General features: G+C 71.9%; 11 protein-coding genes. 2 read left to right on the forward strand and 9 right to left on the reverse strand.

Annotation, left to right across the window (positions count from 1 at the left end; genetic code table 11):
• Positions 1-403: 403 nt before the first annotated feature.
• From LO763_RS01410 to LO763_RS01430, 5 genes are all read right to left on the reverse strand, one after another.
• Complete coding sequence (locus tag LO763_RS01410; protein WP_230600054.1) at positions 404-3400, reverse strand: S8 family peptidase; 2997 nt, start codon at positions 3398-3400, stop codon at positions 404-406.
• 301 nt (positions 3401-3701) lie between these two features.
• Positions 3702-4298 carry a DUF1707 SHOCT-like domain-containing protein gene (locus tag LO763_RS01415; protein ID WP_230600055.1) on the reverse strand — a complete coding sequence of 199 codons (597 nt, stop codon included), beginning with the start codon at positions 4296-4298 and terminating at the stop codon, positions 3702-3704.
• A 5-nt stretch (positions 4299-4303) separates the two neighbouring features.
• On the reverse strand, positions 4304-4741 hold the full coding sequence (locus LO763_RS01420; RefSeq protein ID WP_230600056.1) for a hypothetical protein: 438 nt from the start codon (positions 4739-4741) through the stop codon (positions 4304-4306).
• 411 nt (positions 4742-5152) lie between these two features.
• On the reverse strand, positions 5153-5998 hold the full coding sequence (locus LO763_RS01425) for a putative endonuclease domain-containing protein (protein ID WP_230600058.1): 846 nt from the start codon (positions 5996-5998) through the stop codon (positions 5153-5155).
• A 184-nt stretch (positions 5999-6182) separates the two neighbouring features.
• Positions 6183-7031 carry a hypothetical protein gene (locus LO763_RS01430; RefSeq protein WP_230600059.1) on the reverse strand — a complete coding sequence of 283 codons (849 nt, stop codon included), beginning with the start codon at positions 7029-7031 and terminating at the stop codon, positions 6183-6185.
• A 440-nt stretch (positions 7032-7471) separates the two neighbouring features.
• On the opposite strand from LO763_RS01430, the gene LO763_RS01435 reads away from it, so the two are divergent.
• Positions 7472-8617: a hypothetical protein gene (locus LO763_RS01435; protein WP_230600060.1), complete on the forward strand. Its 1146-nt coding sequence runs from the start codon at positions 7472-7474 to the stop codon at positions 8615-8617.
• Positions 8618-8629: 12 nt separating this feature from the next.
• Here LO763_RS01435 and LO763_RS01440 read toward each other — a convergent pair whose 3' ends face one another.
• The 4 genes from LO763_RS01440 to LO763_RS01455 form a co-directional block, all read right to left on the reverse strand.
• Complete coding sequence (locus LO763_RS01440; RefSeq protein ID WP_230600061.1) at positions 8630-9520, reverse strand: class I SAM-dependent methyltransferase; 891 nt, start codon at positions 9518-9520, stop codon at positions 8630-8632.
• A 199-nt stretch (positions 9521-9719) separates the two neighbouring features.
• A complete protein-coding gene (locus LO763_RS01445) occupies positions 9720-10424 on the reverse strand; it encodes a sensor domain-containing protein (protein ID WP_230600063.1) in 705 nt (234 codons plus the stop codon).
• 333 nt (positions 10425-10757) lie between these two features.
• Positions 10758-11057: a hypothetical protein gene (locus tag LO763_RS01450; protein ID WP_230600064.1), complete on the reverse strand. Its 300-nt coding sequence runs from the start codon at positions 11055-11057 to the stop codon at positions 10758-10760.
• 594 nt (positions 11058-11651) lie between these two features.
• Positions 11652-12386, reverse strand: coding sequence for a DUF7873 family protein (locus LO763_RS01455; protein WP_230600065.1), 735 nt, complete (start codon positions 12384-12386; stop codon positions 11652-11654).
• A gap of 373 nt (positions 12387-12759) precedes the next feature.
• Here LO763_RS01455 and LO763_RS01460 point away from each other — a divergent pair, with 373 nt between their 5' ends.
• On the forward strand, positions 12760-13494 hold the full coding sequence (locus tag LO763_RS01460; protein WP_230600066.1) for a hypothetical protein: 735 nt from the start codon (positions 12760-12762) through the stop codon (positions 13492-13494).
• Position 13495: the final 1 nt, after the last annotated feature.

Consider the following 13495-nt stretch of genomic DNA (forward strand, 5'->3'; position numbering starts at 1 on the left):
TCCAAGAATCGATGGATTGAGACGGGTCGATGTTAACGGAAACATGACAGGAGGTCAATCGTTCGGGTGAATGCCGCGCCGCCCCTTGGACTCCGGCCCGATTCCTGTCGGACCCCCCGGACAGGATCGGAGCAGACTTCCTTACCCCCGATGCTTTTAACACTGAGTGGAGGGCGGGGGTTGTGGACGGCCGACAGCGCTCACACCACACCGGTACCACCGTTCGAACAGTGATCGCCACGGCTTCCGAGGCGCCCCGCCACCGCCACCGCGCCATCGTGCCCGCCCCCTCACGCCGGCACCGCTCCGCGCAGACGAAGGCGCCCGCCGCATCGGCGGACCGGTGTCCGGTCCAGCCGACGCGGCGGGCGCCGCGATCACTCGAGCCCGCGGCTCGAACCCGTCAGGTGGTGACGCCCACGACCGTGGAGTCGACCGACTCGCCGTCGGCGCCGTACTCGACCGTGCCCAGGTAGCGCGAGCCCTCGTCCAGGCCCGACCACGCCAGGTCCAGCGAGAACGCGCCCGCCAGGGTCACGTCCTGCTCGGCCGGGGAGACCTCGAGGTTCCCCTCGTCCGAACCCGGCACCACCCACGCGTGCAGGGTCGCCTCCAGCGGAGACGGACCCGCCCACTCGTCGACGAACACCACGAACGTGTAACCGCCCGGCAGCGTCACCGTCTCGTTCGAACCGCCCGACGCCGAGTTCGCCACCAGCGTCAGCGAACCGTCCGCCTCCTTGACGTACACGAACAGGTCCAGGTCCGTACCCGTCGGGTGCTCCTCGTCGAACGTCGCGAAGCGCACCAGCGCCGCGTCGGCCGGCGTCGTGAACTCGTACGAGACCACGTGCGAGTTCTCCACCGGGGCGTCCGCGGGGAACGTCGAGGAGTCCGGGTCGGTCAGCGTCGCCGTCCGCGCGTCGGAGGCCACCAGGCCCGTCACGGTGGCGCTCAGCGAGCCGTCGAAGCCCGCCACGCCATCGAGCTGGGCCGAACCCGAAGCGCCCGTGTACGACACCTCGTCGGCCGCCGCCAGCTGCGTCGGCTTCACCACGATCGGCGAACGCACCTCGTGGACCGTCTTGGTGCCCTTCTTCTCCACCCAGGTGACGTCGCCGAACGCCCACTCGCCGAACGCCGCGTCAGTGCGCGTGATCGTGAGCGTGTACGTCTGCGACTCGCCCGGCTTCAGCGTGAACTTCTCGGTGTCCACCGACACCTCGAAGCCCGCGGGAGCGGTGATGTCGGCCTTGTACGTGGACTTCTTGTCCGAGATGTTCGTGACCGTGCGGGACACCTCGTACGTGCCGGTCAGCTCGGCCACCGTGATCGACGGGTAGTTCAGCTGCGACGGCTCCATCGAACCGAGCGCGTCGCAGTTCGCCTGGATCTTGTACGCCTCGGCCGTGCCGCAGATGTACTGGATCCACTCCACCGGCGACGACTCGTACACCAGGCCCGGGTCGAGCATCTCGGCCCCGTCCGCGTGACCGGCGCCGAAGTCGAACGGCGTCGCGTCCGCCGCGTCGCGCTGGATCGGGTTCCCGTCCTGGTCGGTCTGGTACGACGTGGTCATGATCGCCGACTTGATCGCCATCGGCGACCAGTCCGGGTTCGCCGACTTCAGCAGCGCCGCCAGGCCCGCGATGTGCGGGCTCGCCATCGACGTGCCCTGGTTCGTCGCGAAGTCGTTGCCCGCGTGGTTGTCCGGGGTCACGCCCGCCACCACCTCGACGCCGGGGGCGGTGATGTCCGGCTTCAGCAGGTTCTGCCCCGCCGCCAGCGCCGGGCCGTTCGACGAGAACGCGGCCATGCTCGGCGCGTTCTGGTACTCCAGCTCCGACGTCTCGACCTCGATCCTCGGGTTCTTCTTCGAGTCGATCCACTCCTGGAGCGCCTGGCCGTCCTCATAGGACAGGTGCAGCACCGGGACCGACTGCGAGGTGACCACGTTGGCCGGGCCCCGGTCGGACTGGTCCACCACGATCAGCGCCGTGCCGCCCGCGGCCGCCACCTGATTCGCGTTGTCGGTGAACAGGTTCCCGCGCACGCACACGATCGCGAAGCCCTCGGTCTTCTCCGGGTCCAGCGTGTCCGCGTCGCACGTGGCCGCGGCCTCGGGGTCGACGTCGTCATAAGCGGCGTCCACCGCGTTCTTCACGTACCACTTCGCCTCGCCGACCATGCCGGCCGCGTCGATCTCGTCGCGGCCGAACTCCAGCTCCGTGCGGAACGTCCGGTCGTGCGTGGAGGCCGCGACCGTGGTCACCCACGGCTCCTGGTGGTCGACCGTGGAGGTCGGGCCGTCGTTGCCGGCGCTGGCCGCCACGAACACGCCCGCCGCGGCGGCGTTGAAGAACGCAATCGACACCGAGTCGACGAACTCGGGCGTGCCCGTCGAGCCGATCGAGAAGTTGATGACGTCCACGCCGTCGTTCACGGCCGCTTCGATACCGGCCACCAGGTCGAGCCCGGAGCAGCCGCCCCAGCAGACCTTGTAGGCGGCGAGGCGGGCGGCCGGGGCCAGACCGGAGAACGTCCCGATCTTCTCCCCGTCGACGACCACCTTCGTCTTGTAGTTGCCCGCCGCGGTCGTCGCGGTGTGGGTGCCGTGGCCGTCCGAGTCGCGCGGCGACGCGTAACCGTCGGCCGACACGCCCCGCGCGTCGAACCAGCGCGCACCGATGAGCTTGTTGTTGCACTCGATGTTGCCGGCCGGGTCCTCGTCCTCGCCGGTCTCGCACTCGCCGTTCCACTTGGCGTCGATGGTCGCCTGGTCGGGACGCGGCTCCGACAGCGGCGCCAGGGCCGGGTTCTCCGGCCAGATGCCGGTGTCCAGGACGCCGACGATCACGCCTTCGCCCGCGCGCTTCGAGGAGCCGAACTCCTCCTCCCAGGCGCCGTTCTTCCCTGCGACGTCGAGGAACTTCGTGGCGTCGACCGCGCCGGTCGTCTGGTAGATCACGTCCGGGATGACCGCGAGGACGTCGTCGCTCCCGGCCAGCTCCTCTGCCTCGTCAGCGGTCAGGTGCGCGGCGAAGCCGTTGAGGACCGTGTCGTACTCGGCGAGCGCGTCCACGTCGTGCTCGGCGATGACGCCGGCGCGCTCCTCGGCGAGGAAGTCGCTGTACTCCTCGACCGCGCCGGCCTGGAAGTCGATCGTCTCGCCCTCGGCGGGGGCGGTCGCGTCGAGGCCGGACTCGCCGCCCTCATAGGTGGCGATGGGGTCCGCGGCGAGCTGGACGACGTAGTAGCCGTCCTCGTACTCGACCGCGGCGCCCGAGGCCTCCTTGAAGTACTGCGGGGTCACCTCGGGCAGCGAAGGAGGGTCGGCCGCGGCCGGACCGGCCGCGGTGGTGAGCGCGGCGACCACCAGTGGGACGGAGGCGGCCGCCATGGCGGCTCGGGTTCCTGCTCGGGCGCGCTTGGACGCGCGCCGTCTCGGCAGGCGGGGGGACGGAGATCCCATGCGATGAGCTCCTCTCGAAGGGGAAGTGCGCCGCCCGGAGGGGACTCGCGTCACGGTTCGCGAGCCTGCCGTGACTGCGGCGCACGGAAAGGAGCCTATTGCGAGGAAGGTTCGGTGTAAACCCTCATATGAGGAGAATGCCGGGAACCGGCATGACTGTTATGCGCCCGTTACATAGGACGTTCCGCTGGAGGGCATTCAGTGAACGACAGGTGACCGGCGGACCGGTTCACCAGCGCCACCAGAGGAATCGGCGCTCATAGCGGAACGTCACCGAACTCGCCTTGGACCGGCCGGACATCGCGAATCGGATTCCCGTGCCTCCTTTGTAGGAGGCCCTATTGTCGACCGAACTCATCATCATGTCGGTGTCGTCGTCCACCGCGTAGGCTCCTGCGGGCAGCACGACCTCCAGCGAGGAGGCGATGAGGTTCACGTCGATGTCGACCCGCCCGGAGCTGATCACGGCGTGGCGGCAGTCGAGCTTGACGGAGCTGGCCTTGGCGTCCACGACGATCTTCTGCGGTACCAGCCAGTCCCCCTTGCGCTCCAGGGAAGAGGCCTTGGGGGCGAGGCGGAGCTCGGTGGGCGCGCCGGCGGCTACGGGGCTCGCGGCGGCGGGGACGGCCAGGGCCCCGGCGGTCTCGGGCAGGTCGGAGAGGAGGCCCGCGACCTCGCCGTAGGTCCGGGCCTCGTAGGCCTGGCGGGAGCGGTCGGCGAACTCGTCGAGGTCGAGCCGGCCCTCTTCGGTGGCGGCGTGGAGCTTGGCGATGATGGCTTCGCGCTCGGCGTTGGAGACGCGCATGTTCGGGTCGGGCGTGGCCATGTCGTTCACCTTCTGGTCGGGCCGGGGTTGAGCCGCCTCGGCCTGCGCACGAGCCCGCCGTTGCACCATTCGTGGTAGTCGAACAGGTCCGGTTGGCGGATGAGCGCTTTGGTGTTGGCGGCCCACAGTCCAACATACTGGTCCCGCGACTCGCCCGCCTTATCGAGGAGCCGGTCGACGCGCTTGCGCGAGTGGACCCGGAACTTGGTCCGCACCGCATCGGCCGCGTAGATGTAGAGCACGTGGAGCGCGAAGGACCGCTTCGGGCAGGTGGCGTCGGCCGCGAGGTCGAGCCAGGTGTCGACGAGCTCGTCGGTGGCGAGGGTGAGGTCCCACTGGCGGCCCTCGGGCGCGACCGAGTACGGGTCGAGCGCCCAGTCGCGGATCTCCTGCGGCGTGGGGACGGCAGGGCGCGCGAAACCTGCGAAGGACCCTTCCGCCACGTGCGCTCCCACTGACTCGAACAATGCTCGCACCGATCCTAGCCCGGCCTCGCCCGATGCTCGGTCCGCGAATGCGGCCCCGGCCCTTCACGCGCCGGGCCCCGGGGCCCTCCCCCCGCCCCGCCCCACCCCCACCCTCCCGCGATCGCCCGCCCACCCTTGATGCACGCCTTGCCCGCTGTGCGGCGTCCCTGCTGCCCGGCCCGCGGCGGCTGCTTCGCGCCGGTTGCCGCCGCTGGTGTCGCCTTTCTCACTCGTCTCAGGATGCGGCCGCCCGGCGGGTGTGCTGCTCGCCCGCACTGCTTCGAGCCCGGTGCGTCCGTGGCCGGGGCCGCCGGGAGCTGCCCCTCTCGGGGCCGCGGGTCCCGGGGGGCGGGCGGCGCCCCCCGCCCCGACCGGGGGTCTCGGCCGCTAAGGCTTCAGCGCCATGCTCACCGCCTCGATGCGGGCGTTGACGTCCTTCATCTCATTGGCGCTCGGGTCCCAGCCGCGTTCGAGGAACAGGTCCCGGGCCCTGAGCAGCCACGGGCGCGGATGCTCCATCACGTCAGAGGCGGTCAGGACCACGACCTCCCACCCGAGGTTGCGCAGCACCTGGTGCCGACGGCGGTCGCTGGCTTCGGCCTCCAGGCCCAGGCGCGCGCCCATGCCGTCGTACTCGACCCCGACTCTCCAGCGCTCCCAGCCGAAGTCGAGGAACTTCGACCTGCCGTTCGGGGTCCGCACCCGCAGCTGCGGGACCGGGGTGGGCAGTCCGGCGTCGGCGATCAGGCAGCGCGTCCAGGACTCCATCGGCGACTCCGACCGCGGGTCGGCCGCCAGGAGGGTCGCGTTGGCCCGGCGCAGCCGGTCGCCGTGGACCGGCTCCAGCGCGGCCGCCAGGGCGCCCGCGTCGACGCCCGCCCGCAGGAACTGGTCGGCCGCGGCCACCGCCTCCAGGCGCGGCAGGTCGGCCGCGCAGTCGACGAGGGTCCGGGCGAGCGTGGTCACCGGGAGGCCGTCGACCACCGTGATGTCGGCCAGGAGCGGGTCCGGTGAGCTCTCGACCGGCCAGTCGCGCTGGTCGGATCCCGGTGGCAGGACGTCGAAGCCGTGGATCCAGGCGGCCGTTCGGCCGGTGGCCACGAGGCTGAAGTCCGCCTCGAAGGCGGCTTCGAACCGCAGGAGGAGGTCCTCCTCGGCGCGGGGGCCGTCCGGGTCGTGGGCCGGTCGGGTCAGGGTGGCGGTGCTGCTGCGGTACATCGGTAGTCGCGTCATGTGTCAACTGTGATCGAGTGGCGACATACCGTCAACAAGTGTTTTTCGGCCTGTGGATAACTTCGAGGCGGTGCAGCGAAAGCGCAGCTCAAGGCCTGTGTGGAGGGTACGGGCGGTGAACGTGAAAGCGGCGCGGGCGCCTCCCAAGGAGGCGCCCGCGCCGCTTCGGGTTCGCGGCCGGCCGTTAAGGGGCGCCGTAGACCAGGTCGTACAGCTTCCACTGGCCGTCTTCCTCCACCAGGGTGTAGGTGTAGCCGGTGGACAGGTCGTCCTCCGAGTCGGGGGCCAGGTCGTCGAAGGTCCAGCCGGACCAGGCCTGGACCTCGCCGTCGGCCTCGCGCGAGACGCCCCAGTACAGGAAGCCGTACGGGTCGGTCGTGTCGTTCATCTCCCAGTCGAGGTCCCACAGCATGTCGTCGGTCGCGTTGGAGCTGACCAGCGCCTGCATCGCCGCGTCGTCGCCGTTGTCCTGCGCGACCTGGTAGGAGATCGCGGCGCCCTCGGGCGTGGAGGTGTCGTAGGCGTCCTCGGAGTTGATCGGCGTGCCCCAGCCTTCGAGGGCGCCGCCGCCGGTGTCCTCGGTCGGGGCCGCCTCCTCGGTGGTCTCGGGTGCCGGCTCCTCCGACGTCGCCTCTTCGGAGGCCTCCTCGCTCGTGGCCGGGTCGTCGCCGCCCGCCTGCGGTTCCTCGTCCTCGGTCAGACCCGGGATGATGAGGACCGCGGCCACGCCGAGGACCACGACGATCGCGACGATCACGCCGAGGATGATGCCGAGGTTGTTGCCCGAGCTCGCGGGCGGGATCGGCGGGGGCAGCACCGAGCCGGGAGCCGACGGGTAGCCCTGCTGCACGCCGATCTGCGGCGGCATCATCTGCGGGCCCGGCGGCTGCGAGTACTGCGGCGGCTGCTGCTGGTAGTAGTTCCCGGGCGGCGGCGTGCTGTTGTACCCCTGCGTGTAGGGGTCGCTGGGCTGCTGCGGCTCGGGTTGCAGCTGGTACTGCGGGTTCTCGCCGCCAGGGGGCGGATACGTCATCGCTCTGTCACGCCTCGTCTGCTCAGATGGGATGGGTCAGGAGGCCCCGCGGCGGGTCGCACGCCGAGCTTCAAGAGCACTTCCACGCCGGCCGGGCTGGTGAACGGGTTTCACCGGGGGTGGTTCCGATCGTACAGGCTGCTGGCGACATCGTGGCGCCCAGAAAACCCAGGTCCGGAGCCCGAACGGCATCAACGACCGCATTCCGGCACGAACCGTTCCCGGTCTGACCGCAGGCCACGGACCCGTCGCACACCCTGTGCGACGGTGTTTCCCCCTGCGGGACTACGCTTCATGCCCCGGCACCGCGCACACGGCCCCCGTCTCGACGCCGAGGCCGTGCACGGCGCCGCGGCGGGAGCCCCGCCGCGGCCGCCGGCGGGGGCCGTACCGAGAAGTTCTGGCAGCACAGACCCACGCTCCTACCCGAGGTTCAACGTATGGCGAAGGCCGATGCAATGCAGCTGTGGACCCTCCGGTGCTCCGCCGTGCTCGCACCCGTCCCGGTCGTCGAGCTCCTGGGCCTCGGCCGCCTGTGGGGGTACGGCCTGCTCGGGCCCGCGATCGCCGCGACCTGGGCCGCCTGCCGGTGGCAGCGCCGCCGCCAGTTCGCCCGGCTCCGCGGCGGCGCCGAGCCGCCGCAGGCCGATGCGGCCCGCACCGTGTTCTGGGACCCGGCCGAGGAGCCCACCATCGGCGCGGCCGTCTCCGCCACCGTCGAGGCCGCCGCCGGCCCCGGCGCCCCCGCCGAGCGCCGCGACCGCGCCATGGCCAGCCTCGTGGCCTCCGTCAGGAACGAGAACATCGACGTCGACCTGCGCATCCAGCTCGTCCAGGACCTGGTCGACCTCGGCGGCGAGGACATGGCTCTGCGGCTCTCGCCCGTCGCCGCCGACCCCGACGTGGACGTCGAGGTGCGGCTGGAGGCCGCCGAGCACATGAGCCGGTACCGCGGTGACGAGGCCGCCCGCGTCCTCGAGGCGATCGCCGCCGACGCCGCCGTCGCCGACAGGCACCGCCTGGACGCGGCCAGCGCCCTCGTCGACTGCGCCGCGCGCCCGGCCGGGATCGCGCTGATGCAGCTGGTCACCGACGACACCGTGAGCGAGTACGTGCGGCACAGCGCCGCGAACGCGCTGCGGCACGTCAACCGCTCCGCTGCCGCGCTCGCACTGCGGCACCTGGCGAACGCGCCCATGGTGACCCCGCGGCTGCGGATCATCTGCGCCGAGCAGCTCGCCGACGACAGCGTCGCCGACGCCGAGGACGCGCTGTGGCGGCTCATCAAGGGCGTCGAGGCGGTCATGGACCACCACCTGGGGGTCGACGCGGCCGAGGCGATGTACGGGATCAGCCCCGGGGTGGGGGTCGAGGCGTACTCGGTGCTGGCGGTCGACGGGTGCTTCCACTGGTCGGGGCGGATCGAGGCGGCGTACCGGCTCGGCCGGCTCGGCGTGCGGGACGGGTTCGACCTGCTCAGCGACTTCGCGTGCTCGGAGGCGCTGGAGGACGTGTACGGACTGGCCGCGCTCGACCGGCTGTTCCAGTTGGAGATCGAGTCGGGGACGCTCGACGCCGACGACTGAGCCGCGAGGCGGTCACCGGGGCCTGACGGCGGTGTGGACCGCGTCGACGCCCAGCCGGTGGAGGTCGCGGCGGCGTCCGAGCCAGTGCGGGCCCGCCTCGTCGAGCAGTTCGGCCCAGGCGGTGCGGTCCTCCTCGCTCAGGTAGTGCGCGAACCAGTCGACCTTGGCGGCCAGGGCGTTCACGGCGTGCTCGAGGTCGCCGCCGGTGAGCGGGGCGGGGGCCGCGTCGAGTTCGTGGACGCTGCGCGCCTCGCGGAGCCCGGCGCGCTCGAGGGCGAGGTTCCAGCCGTAGGGGAGCGGTGTCCCGCCGCGTTCGGCGCTCTCGTCTTCGAGGCGGCGCGAGCCGGCCTCGATGAGCCGTAGTTCCAGGCCGGGGCGGCCGACGCCCAGGTGCCAGGGCAGGTACTGGGCGGCCGTGCCGCCCTCGCCGATGGCGAGCGTCCCGCCCGGGGCGAGCAGGCCGGCCAGGTGGTCCAGGGCCTGCTGCGGGTCGGCGGCGTGGTGGAGGACGTGCCCGGCCCAGATGAAGTCGGCAGGCGCCCCGACCGCGGCGGCCAGCGCCGCGGGGTCGTCCACGGAGGCCAGGGCGGTCCGCACGGGGGTGCCGCGCTCGGCGGCGCGTTCGCGGACGAGGTCGATCATCGCCGGCTCGGCGTCGACCGCGACCACCTGCGCGTCGTGGAGGGTCTCGGCGAGCGCGAACGCCATGGACGCGGCCCCGCAGCCGATGTCGGCCGCGACGCGGACGCCCGGCGGGGCCAGTGCGGCGGCGTAGCGGCGGTACCGGTCGGTCTCGGCGTCGGCGTGCGCGCGGAGCCGGGGCGCGGCCTCGGCGAAGTCGAACACCGCCGAATGCTCGTGCGGGCCGTGGTGGCCGCTGTGGTGGTGTCCGTGTCCTGCCATGCGCCCCAACCTAGCACCGGTTGAAAACCGTTTCCGGTAGGAGAACGGTGCCGGCGTCCGGTCGTGGAGGTCGTGGACCGGACGAGGACGGAATGAGGGTTCGGGCGAGGCCGGGCCCGGACGGCGGCGACGGCCCCGCCGCGGTGGCGGGGCCGTCGTGGATCTTCGGGTGCGCGGGCCGCCCGGGGGCGGTCGCGCCTCAGGTCGCCAGGCGCTCCTGGACGCGGGTGACCTCGTCGCCGAACTCGCGGGTGCGGACCGGGCCGTGCGGCGCGTCCGCCTCCGAGATCGACGCGAGCAGGCCCCGGGCGAGCCAGGCCTGCGTCAGCGCCAGGCCGCGCAGGATCAGCGGCAGCAGCAGCGCCATGACCAGGCCGCCGAGGACGGCCAGCGTCGACAGGGCCGCGTACGAGTCGCCCCAGCCGAGCCAGCGGGTCGCGTACTCCAGGCCCTCGCCCTCGCCGGTGGCGCGTCGGATCACCCAGGCGTACAGGGGGTAGGTCAGCGACGCGAGGGTCGCGGCCCACCACGACAGCGCCACGGTGAAGCCGAGGATCGCCAGCGGGAAGTTCACCAGGCCCCACAGCAGATTCATCCACGACTGGCCGTCGGCCAGCGGCGTCAGGTACCGGCGCAGGGCCGAGGCGGACTCGGGGGCGCGCTTGTAGTGGGCCGGCGGGACCGGGCGGTTCAGGACGGCCGGGAGCTGGCTGCGGCCGGCGGCGGCGAGGCCGCGCATGGCGAACAGCGTCGCGGCCAGGATCGGCACGCCGATCCATATGACCGCCGTCCCGAGGCCGACGGAGAAACCGGTCACGGTGATGACGAACGCGGGGAGGGCGATCGGAAACGCGGAGAGCAGGTAGCCGGAGTCGGCGCCGAGCTGCTTGAAGATCTTGTTCATGACGTCAATTCTCGGCTCCCCGAGGCCTTCCGACGAGCCGGTGAGCAGGTATTTCGATGGTAGGGCCCGCCCTACCCGCCCGGTCGGGCCCACCCCGGGGCGAGCGGTACGACACGACGTCGCGGCCGGTTCCTAGGGGCGTCGGGCGGGCGATCGCCGCCGTTCCGCGCGGTGCGCAACGGGGCGCCGCGGTCCGGCGGGCTTCGCGCCGGCGCCGCGCATCGGATATCGGCGCGAGCATCGGCGGCGAGGGCGCCGCAGCCGTGTTCGCTCCGCTTCCGGGAGGGCCGCGGCGCCGAGGCGGCGCGCCGCCGGGGCGCCGTGACCGCGGGTTCAGGCCCGGCACGCCCACCACCGGTGCTCGATGCGGCTCGGGACCGGGACCGTGCGCGAGAGGAAGCGCTCGTCGAGCGGGCCGAGGAGGCGGCGCAGCTCGCGGGCCTGGCGCTTCGGGAGCCGGTGCACCGCCCGTTCGAGGGTCTCGCGTGCCCCGAACCCGCAGGTGGGGCAGGGGCAAGGGCTGCAAGCGGTGCTCAACCGCCGTACGGGGCGCCGGACCCAGCGCCGCCATTCCAGGAACGACTCGGCGATGTCCCCTGCGCCGAACAGGGTGTCGGCGTTCTCGAGCCGCACGACCGCGGCCTGGAGGGCGCCCGAGGCGCCGGGGATGCGGGGGATCGGTCGGGACCGCCGCCAGGAGCGGGGGTGCCGGGGTTGCTGTGCGCGTACTCGCGCGGGCGGCCTACGCGGCATCGCCCTTTCCGTCGTCGGTCATGCGCGCCATTATGGGCCCGGCCCGCAAGCGCCGCAAGACCGTTCGGGAGGCATAGGTGCGGCCCGGGTCGTTGACCTCGACACCGGGCCGCCATGTGCCACATAGTGGCCGTTCCGGTCCTTCCGGCAGCCGTTGAGTCTGCTGCTAGCACCGTGCTCTGCCATTGAGCTACCGCCGCATGTGGTGCGGCGGGGAGGATTCGAACCTCCAACATCGATGTCCCAAAGGAGCTGCTCGCGGATCGGACGGCGTGGCGAATGCTGAATCTGGAGCGAGAGTCTGAGTCTTCGCCGTCTGCCTCTACCAATTGGGCTACCCCACGGCCGGTCGAGCCGGGGGGAGGGATTCGAACCCCCACCATGACGACGCCGTACTGCGACTTGAATCTCAGTTTCAGCGTGTTCGGCGCTTGCGCGCCACCCCTGCCGCTCAAAACAGGGGGGTCTGCGGGCCTACTCGCCCAGCAGGTAGCCGAAGACCTTGTCGCCGATCTTCTCGTCGACGACCTCGGTCGCGTTGGCCTCCTCCCGGGCGAACTTGACGGCGGTCTGGAGCCGCTCCAGGCGGTCGGCGAGGGTCGCGACCCGCTTGGCCGGGGCGGCGCCCGAGAACTTCACCGTGGTCCAGTACCCCACCGGGACGTCCTCGTAGTACACCTCGACCTGCGCGGGGTGCTTCTCGGTCGCCTCGGCCTTGACGTGGTTTCGCGGGACCTTCTTGGTGCGCACCGTCCTCACCGGGTCGGTCGCGTAGCCGTCGGCGGCCTCGTTGAACGTCCACGACTCGGCCGCGTCCAGCACCGGCAGAGCCTTCACCAAGGCCTGGAGCTCGCCCAGCTGCTTCTCCAGGAACAGCAGGTAGGTGACGGGGACGTCCGCGACCAGCACCTCGCCGTCGACGACGATGTCCGCCGTCGCGGCCGCGTTCGCGCGGTCCTTGGTGGCCGTGACGTCGAACAGGCGCGTCATCGCCGCGGCGACCTCGCGCAGCTGCTCCTCGACCCGGCGCTGCACCTTCGTCGACTCGGGCGGCAGCTGCTCGCCCTCCTCGTCCTTCGGCTGGTAGGTCCGGGAGATGCCCGACAGGAGCGGCGCCTTGGCCAGCTCGCGGCCGGCGTCGCCGAGCGCGCGGACGGACTTGGCCTTGACGCTCTTCTCGATGGCGATGATCTGGTTCAACTTGGTCACGGGGGCAGTCCTCACTTTCGAGCTCCACCATAGGGCCCGGCCGCCACCGCGGCAACACGGTAAACCCGCCGGACGCGTCCGCGCGCCGGCGCGCCCCCGAAGTGAACACCGGGTGTTTCGAACCCGTCGCTCGCGGGTAGACGGGCGGGGCAGGGGAGGAGTCGCTCCTGGGGCCCGCGGCCCGCGGGCCGACGAACATGACGTCGGGTCTTAGGATGGATGACTGCAGGCCGAGACGCCCGGCCGGACACTGCACTCCGACCGGACCGCGGAAACGAGACAAAGCGCTCCGAAACCGGCGCGCGCACGCCCGCACGGCCCGCAGTGCTGACAACGACCGCCGACAGGGGACCGGTGGCAGGACGGAGGGCAGATGATCACGCGATTGGCCGAGTCGCTCGGCTACCGGGTGCGCGAGATCGAGGACGGCGACGGCACACTGTCGGTCGGCGGCCACGACGGGGCCAGCTCCCTGCGCGTCGAATGGAAACCGGTCATCGTCGAGGGCTACACCGGCTCCGGCTCGATCGACCGGTTCGCCATACGCACCCGCGACCCGGGACTGCGCGGCTCGCTGGGCAGGCTGCGCTCGCTCCTGCGCAAACCCAAGGACGCCGACCCCGTCGAACTGGCGCGCCCGATCTTCGGACTGCTCGAGCCCGGCTACTACGGGGCGCGGGTCTGGTCCGACGCGAACGTCCACATCGAACCGTTCGGTGAGAACGGGACCGCCTGGTGGTACCCGGACGAGCCGATCGGCACCGAGGGCACCGCCATCATCCCCACCGACACGTGGCCGCCGGACGACTCGGCGACCCTCGCCGCCTACGCCGAAGCCATCGAGGAGGGCGAGCGCCCGCTCGCCGTCACCCTCAGATCCGAACCGCCCGGCGACGAAGAGGACTGCGCCGCGTTCCTCATCGACGGCCACCACAAGCTCGCGGCCTACCGCCGCACCGGCGTCCGCCCGCACTTCCTCGACATCGCCCACCTCGCCGACCGCCGCCCGTGCGACCCCGGCGACCTGCGCGACGTCATCGACGGCGACGCGAAACTCGAGCAGTCGGCCGCGAACCTCATGCGCTACCTGGAGGACAAGCGCCGCTGAC

The organism is Glycomyces amatae (genome assembly GCF_020991375.1).
In the GTDB taxonomy this organism is placed as follows: Bacteria; Actinomycetota; Actinomycetes; order Mycobacteriales; family Micromonosporaceae; genus Glycomyces; species Glycomyces amatae.

Excerpts from the sequence above, each read along its gene's own strand:
- LO763_RS01430 (WP_230600059.1), bottom strand. The coding sequence starts at position 7,031 with ATGACGTATCCGCCCCCTGGCGGCGAGAACCCGCAGTACCAGCTGCAA.
- LO763_RS01440 (WP_230600061.1), bottom strand. The coding sequence starts at position 9,520 with ATGGCAGGACACGGACACCACCACAGCGGCCACCACGGCCCGCACGAG.
- LO763_RS01410 (WP_230600054.1), bottom strand. The coding sequence starts at position 3,400 with ATGGCGGCCGCCTCCGTCCCACTGGTGGTCGCCGCGCTCACCACCGCG.
- LO763_RS01425 (WP_230600058.1), bottom strand. The coding sequence starts at position 5,998 with ATGACGCGACTACCGATGTACCGCAGCAGCACCGCCACCCTGACCCGA.
- LO763_RS01415 (WP_230600055.1), bottom strand. The coding sequence starts at position 4,298 with ATGGCCACGCCCGACCCGAACATGCGCGTCTCCAACGCCGAGCGCGAA.
- LO763_RS01435 (WP_230600060.1), top strand. The coding sequence starts at position 7,472 with ATGGCGAAGGCCGATGCAATGCAGCTGTGGACCCTCCGGTGCTCCGCC.
- LO763_RS01445 (WP_230600063.1), bottom strand. The coding sequence starts at position 10,424 with ATGAACAAGATCTTCAAGCAGCTCGGCGCCGACTCCGGCTACCTGCTC.
- LO763_RS01460 (WP_230600066.1), top strand. The coding sequence starts at position 12,760 with ATGATCACGCGATTGGCCGAGTCGCTCGGCTACCGGGTGCGCGAGATC.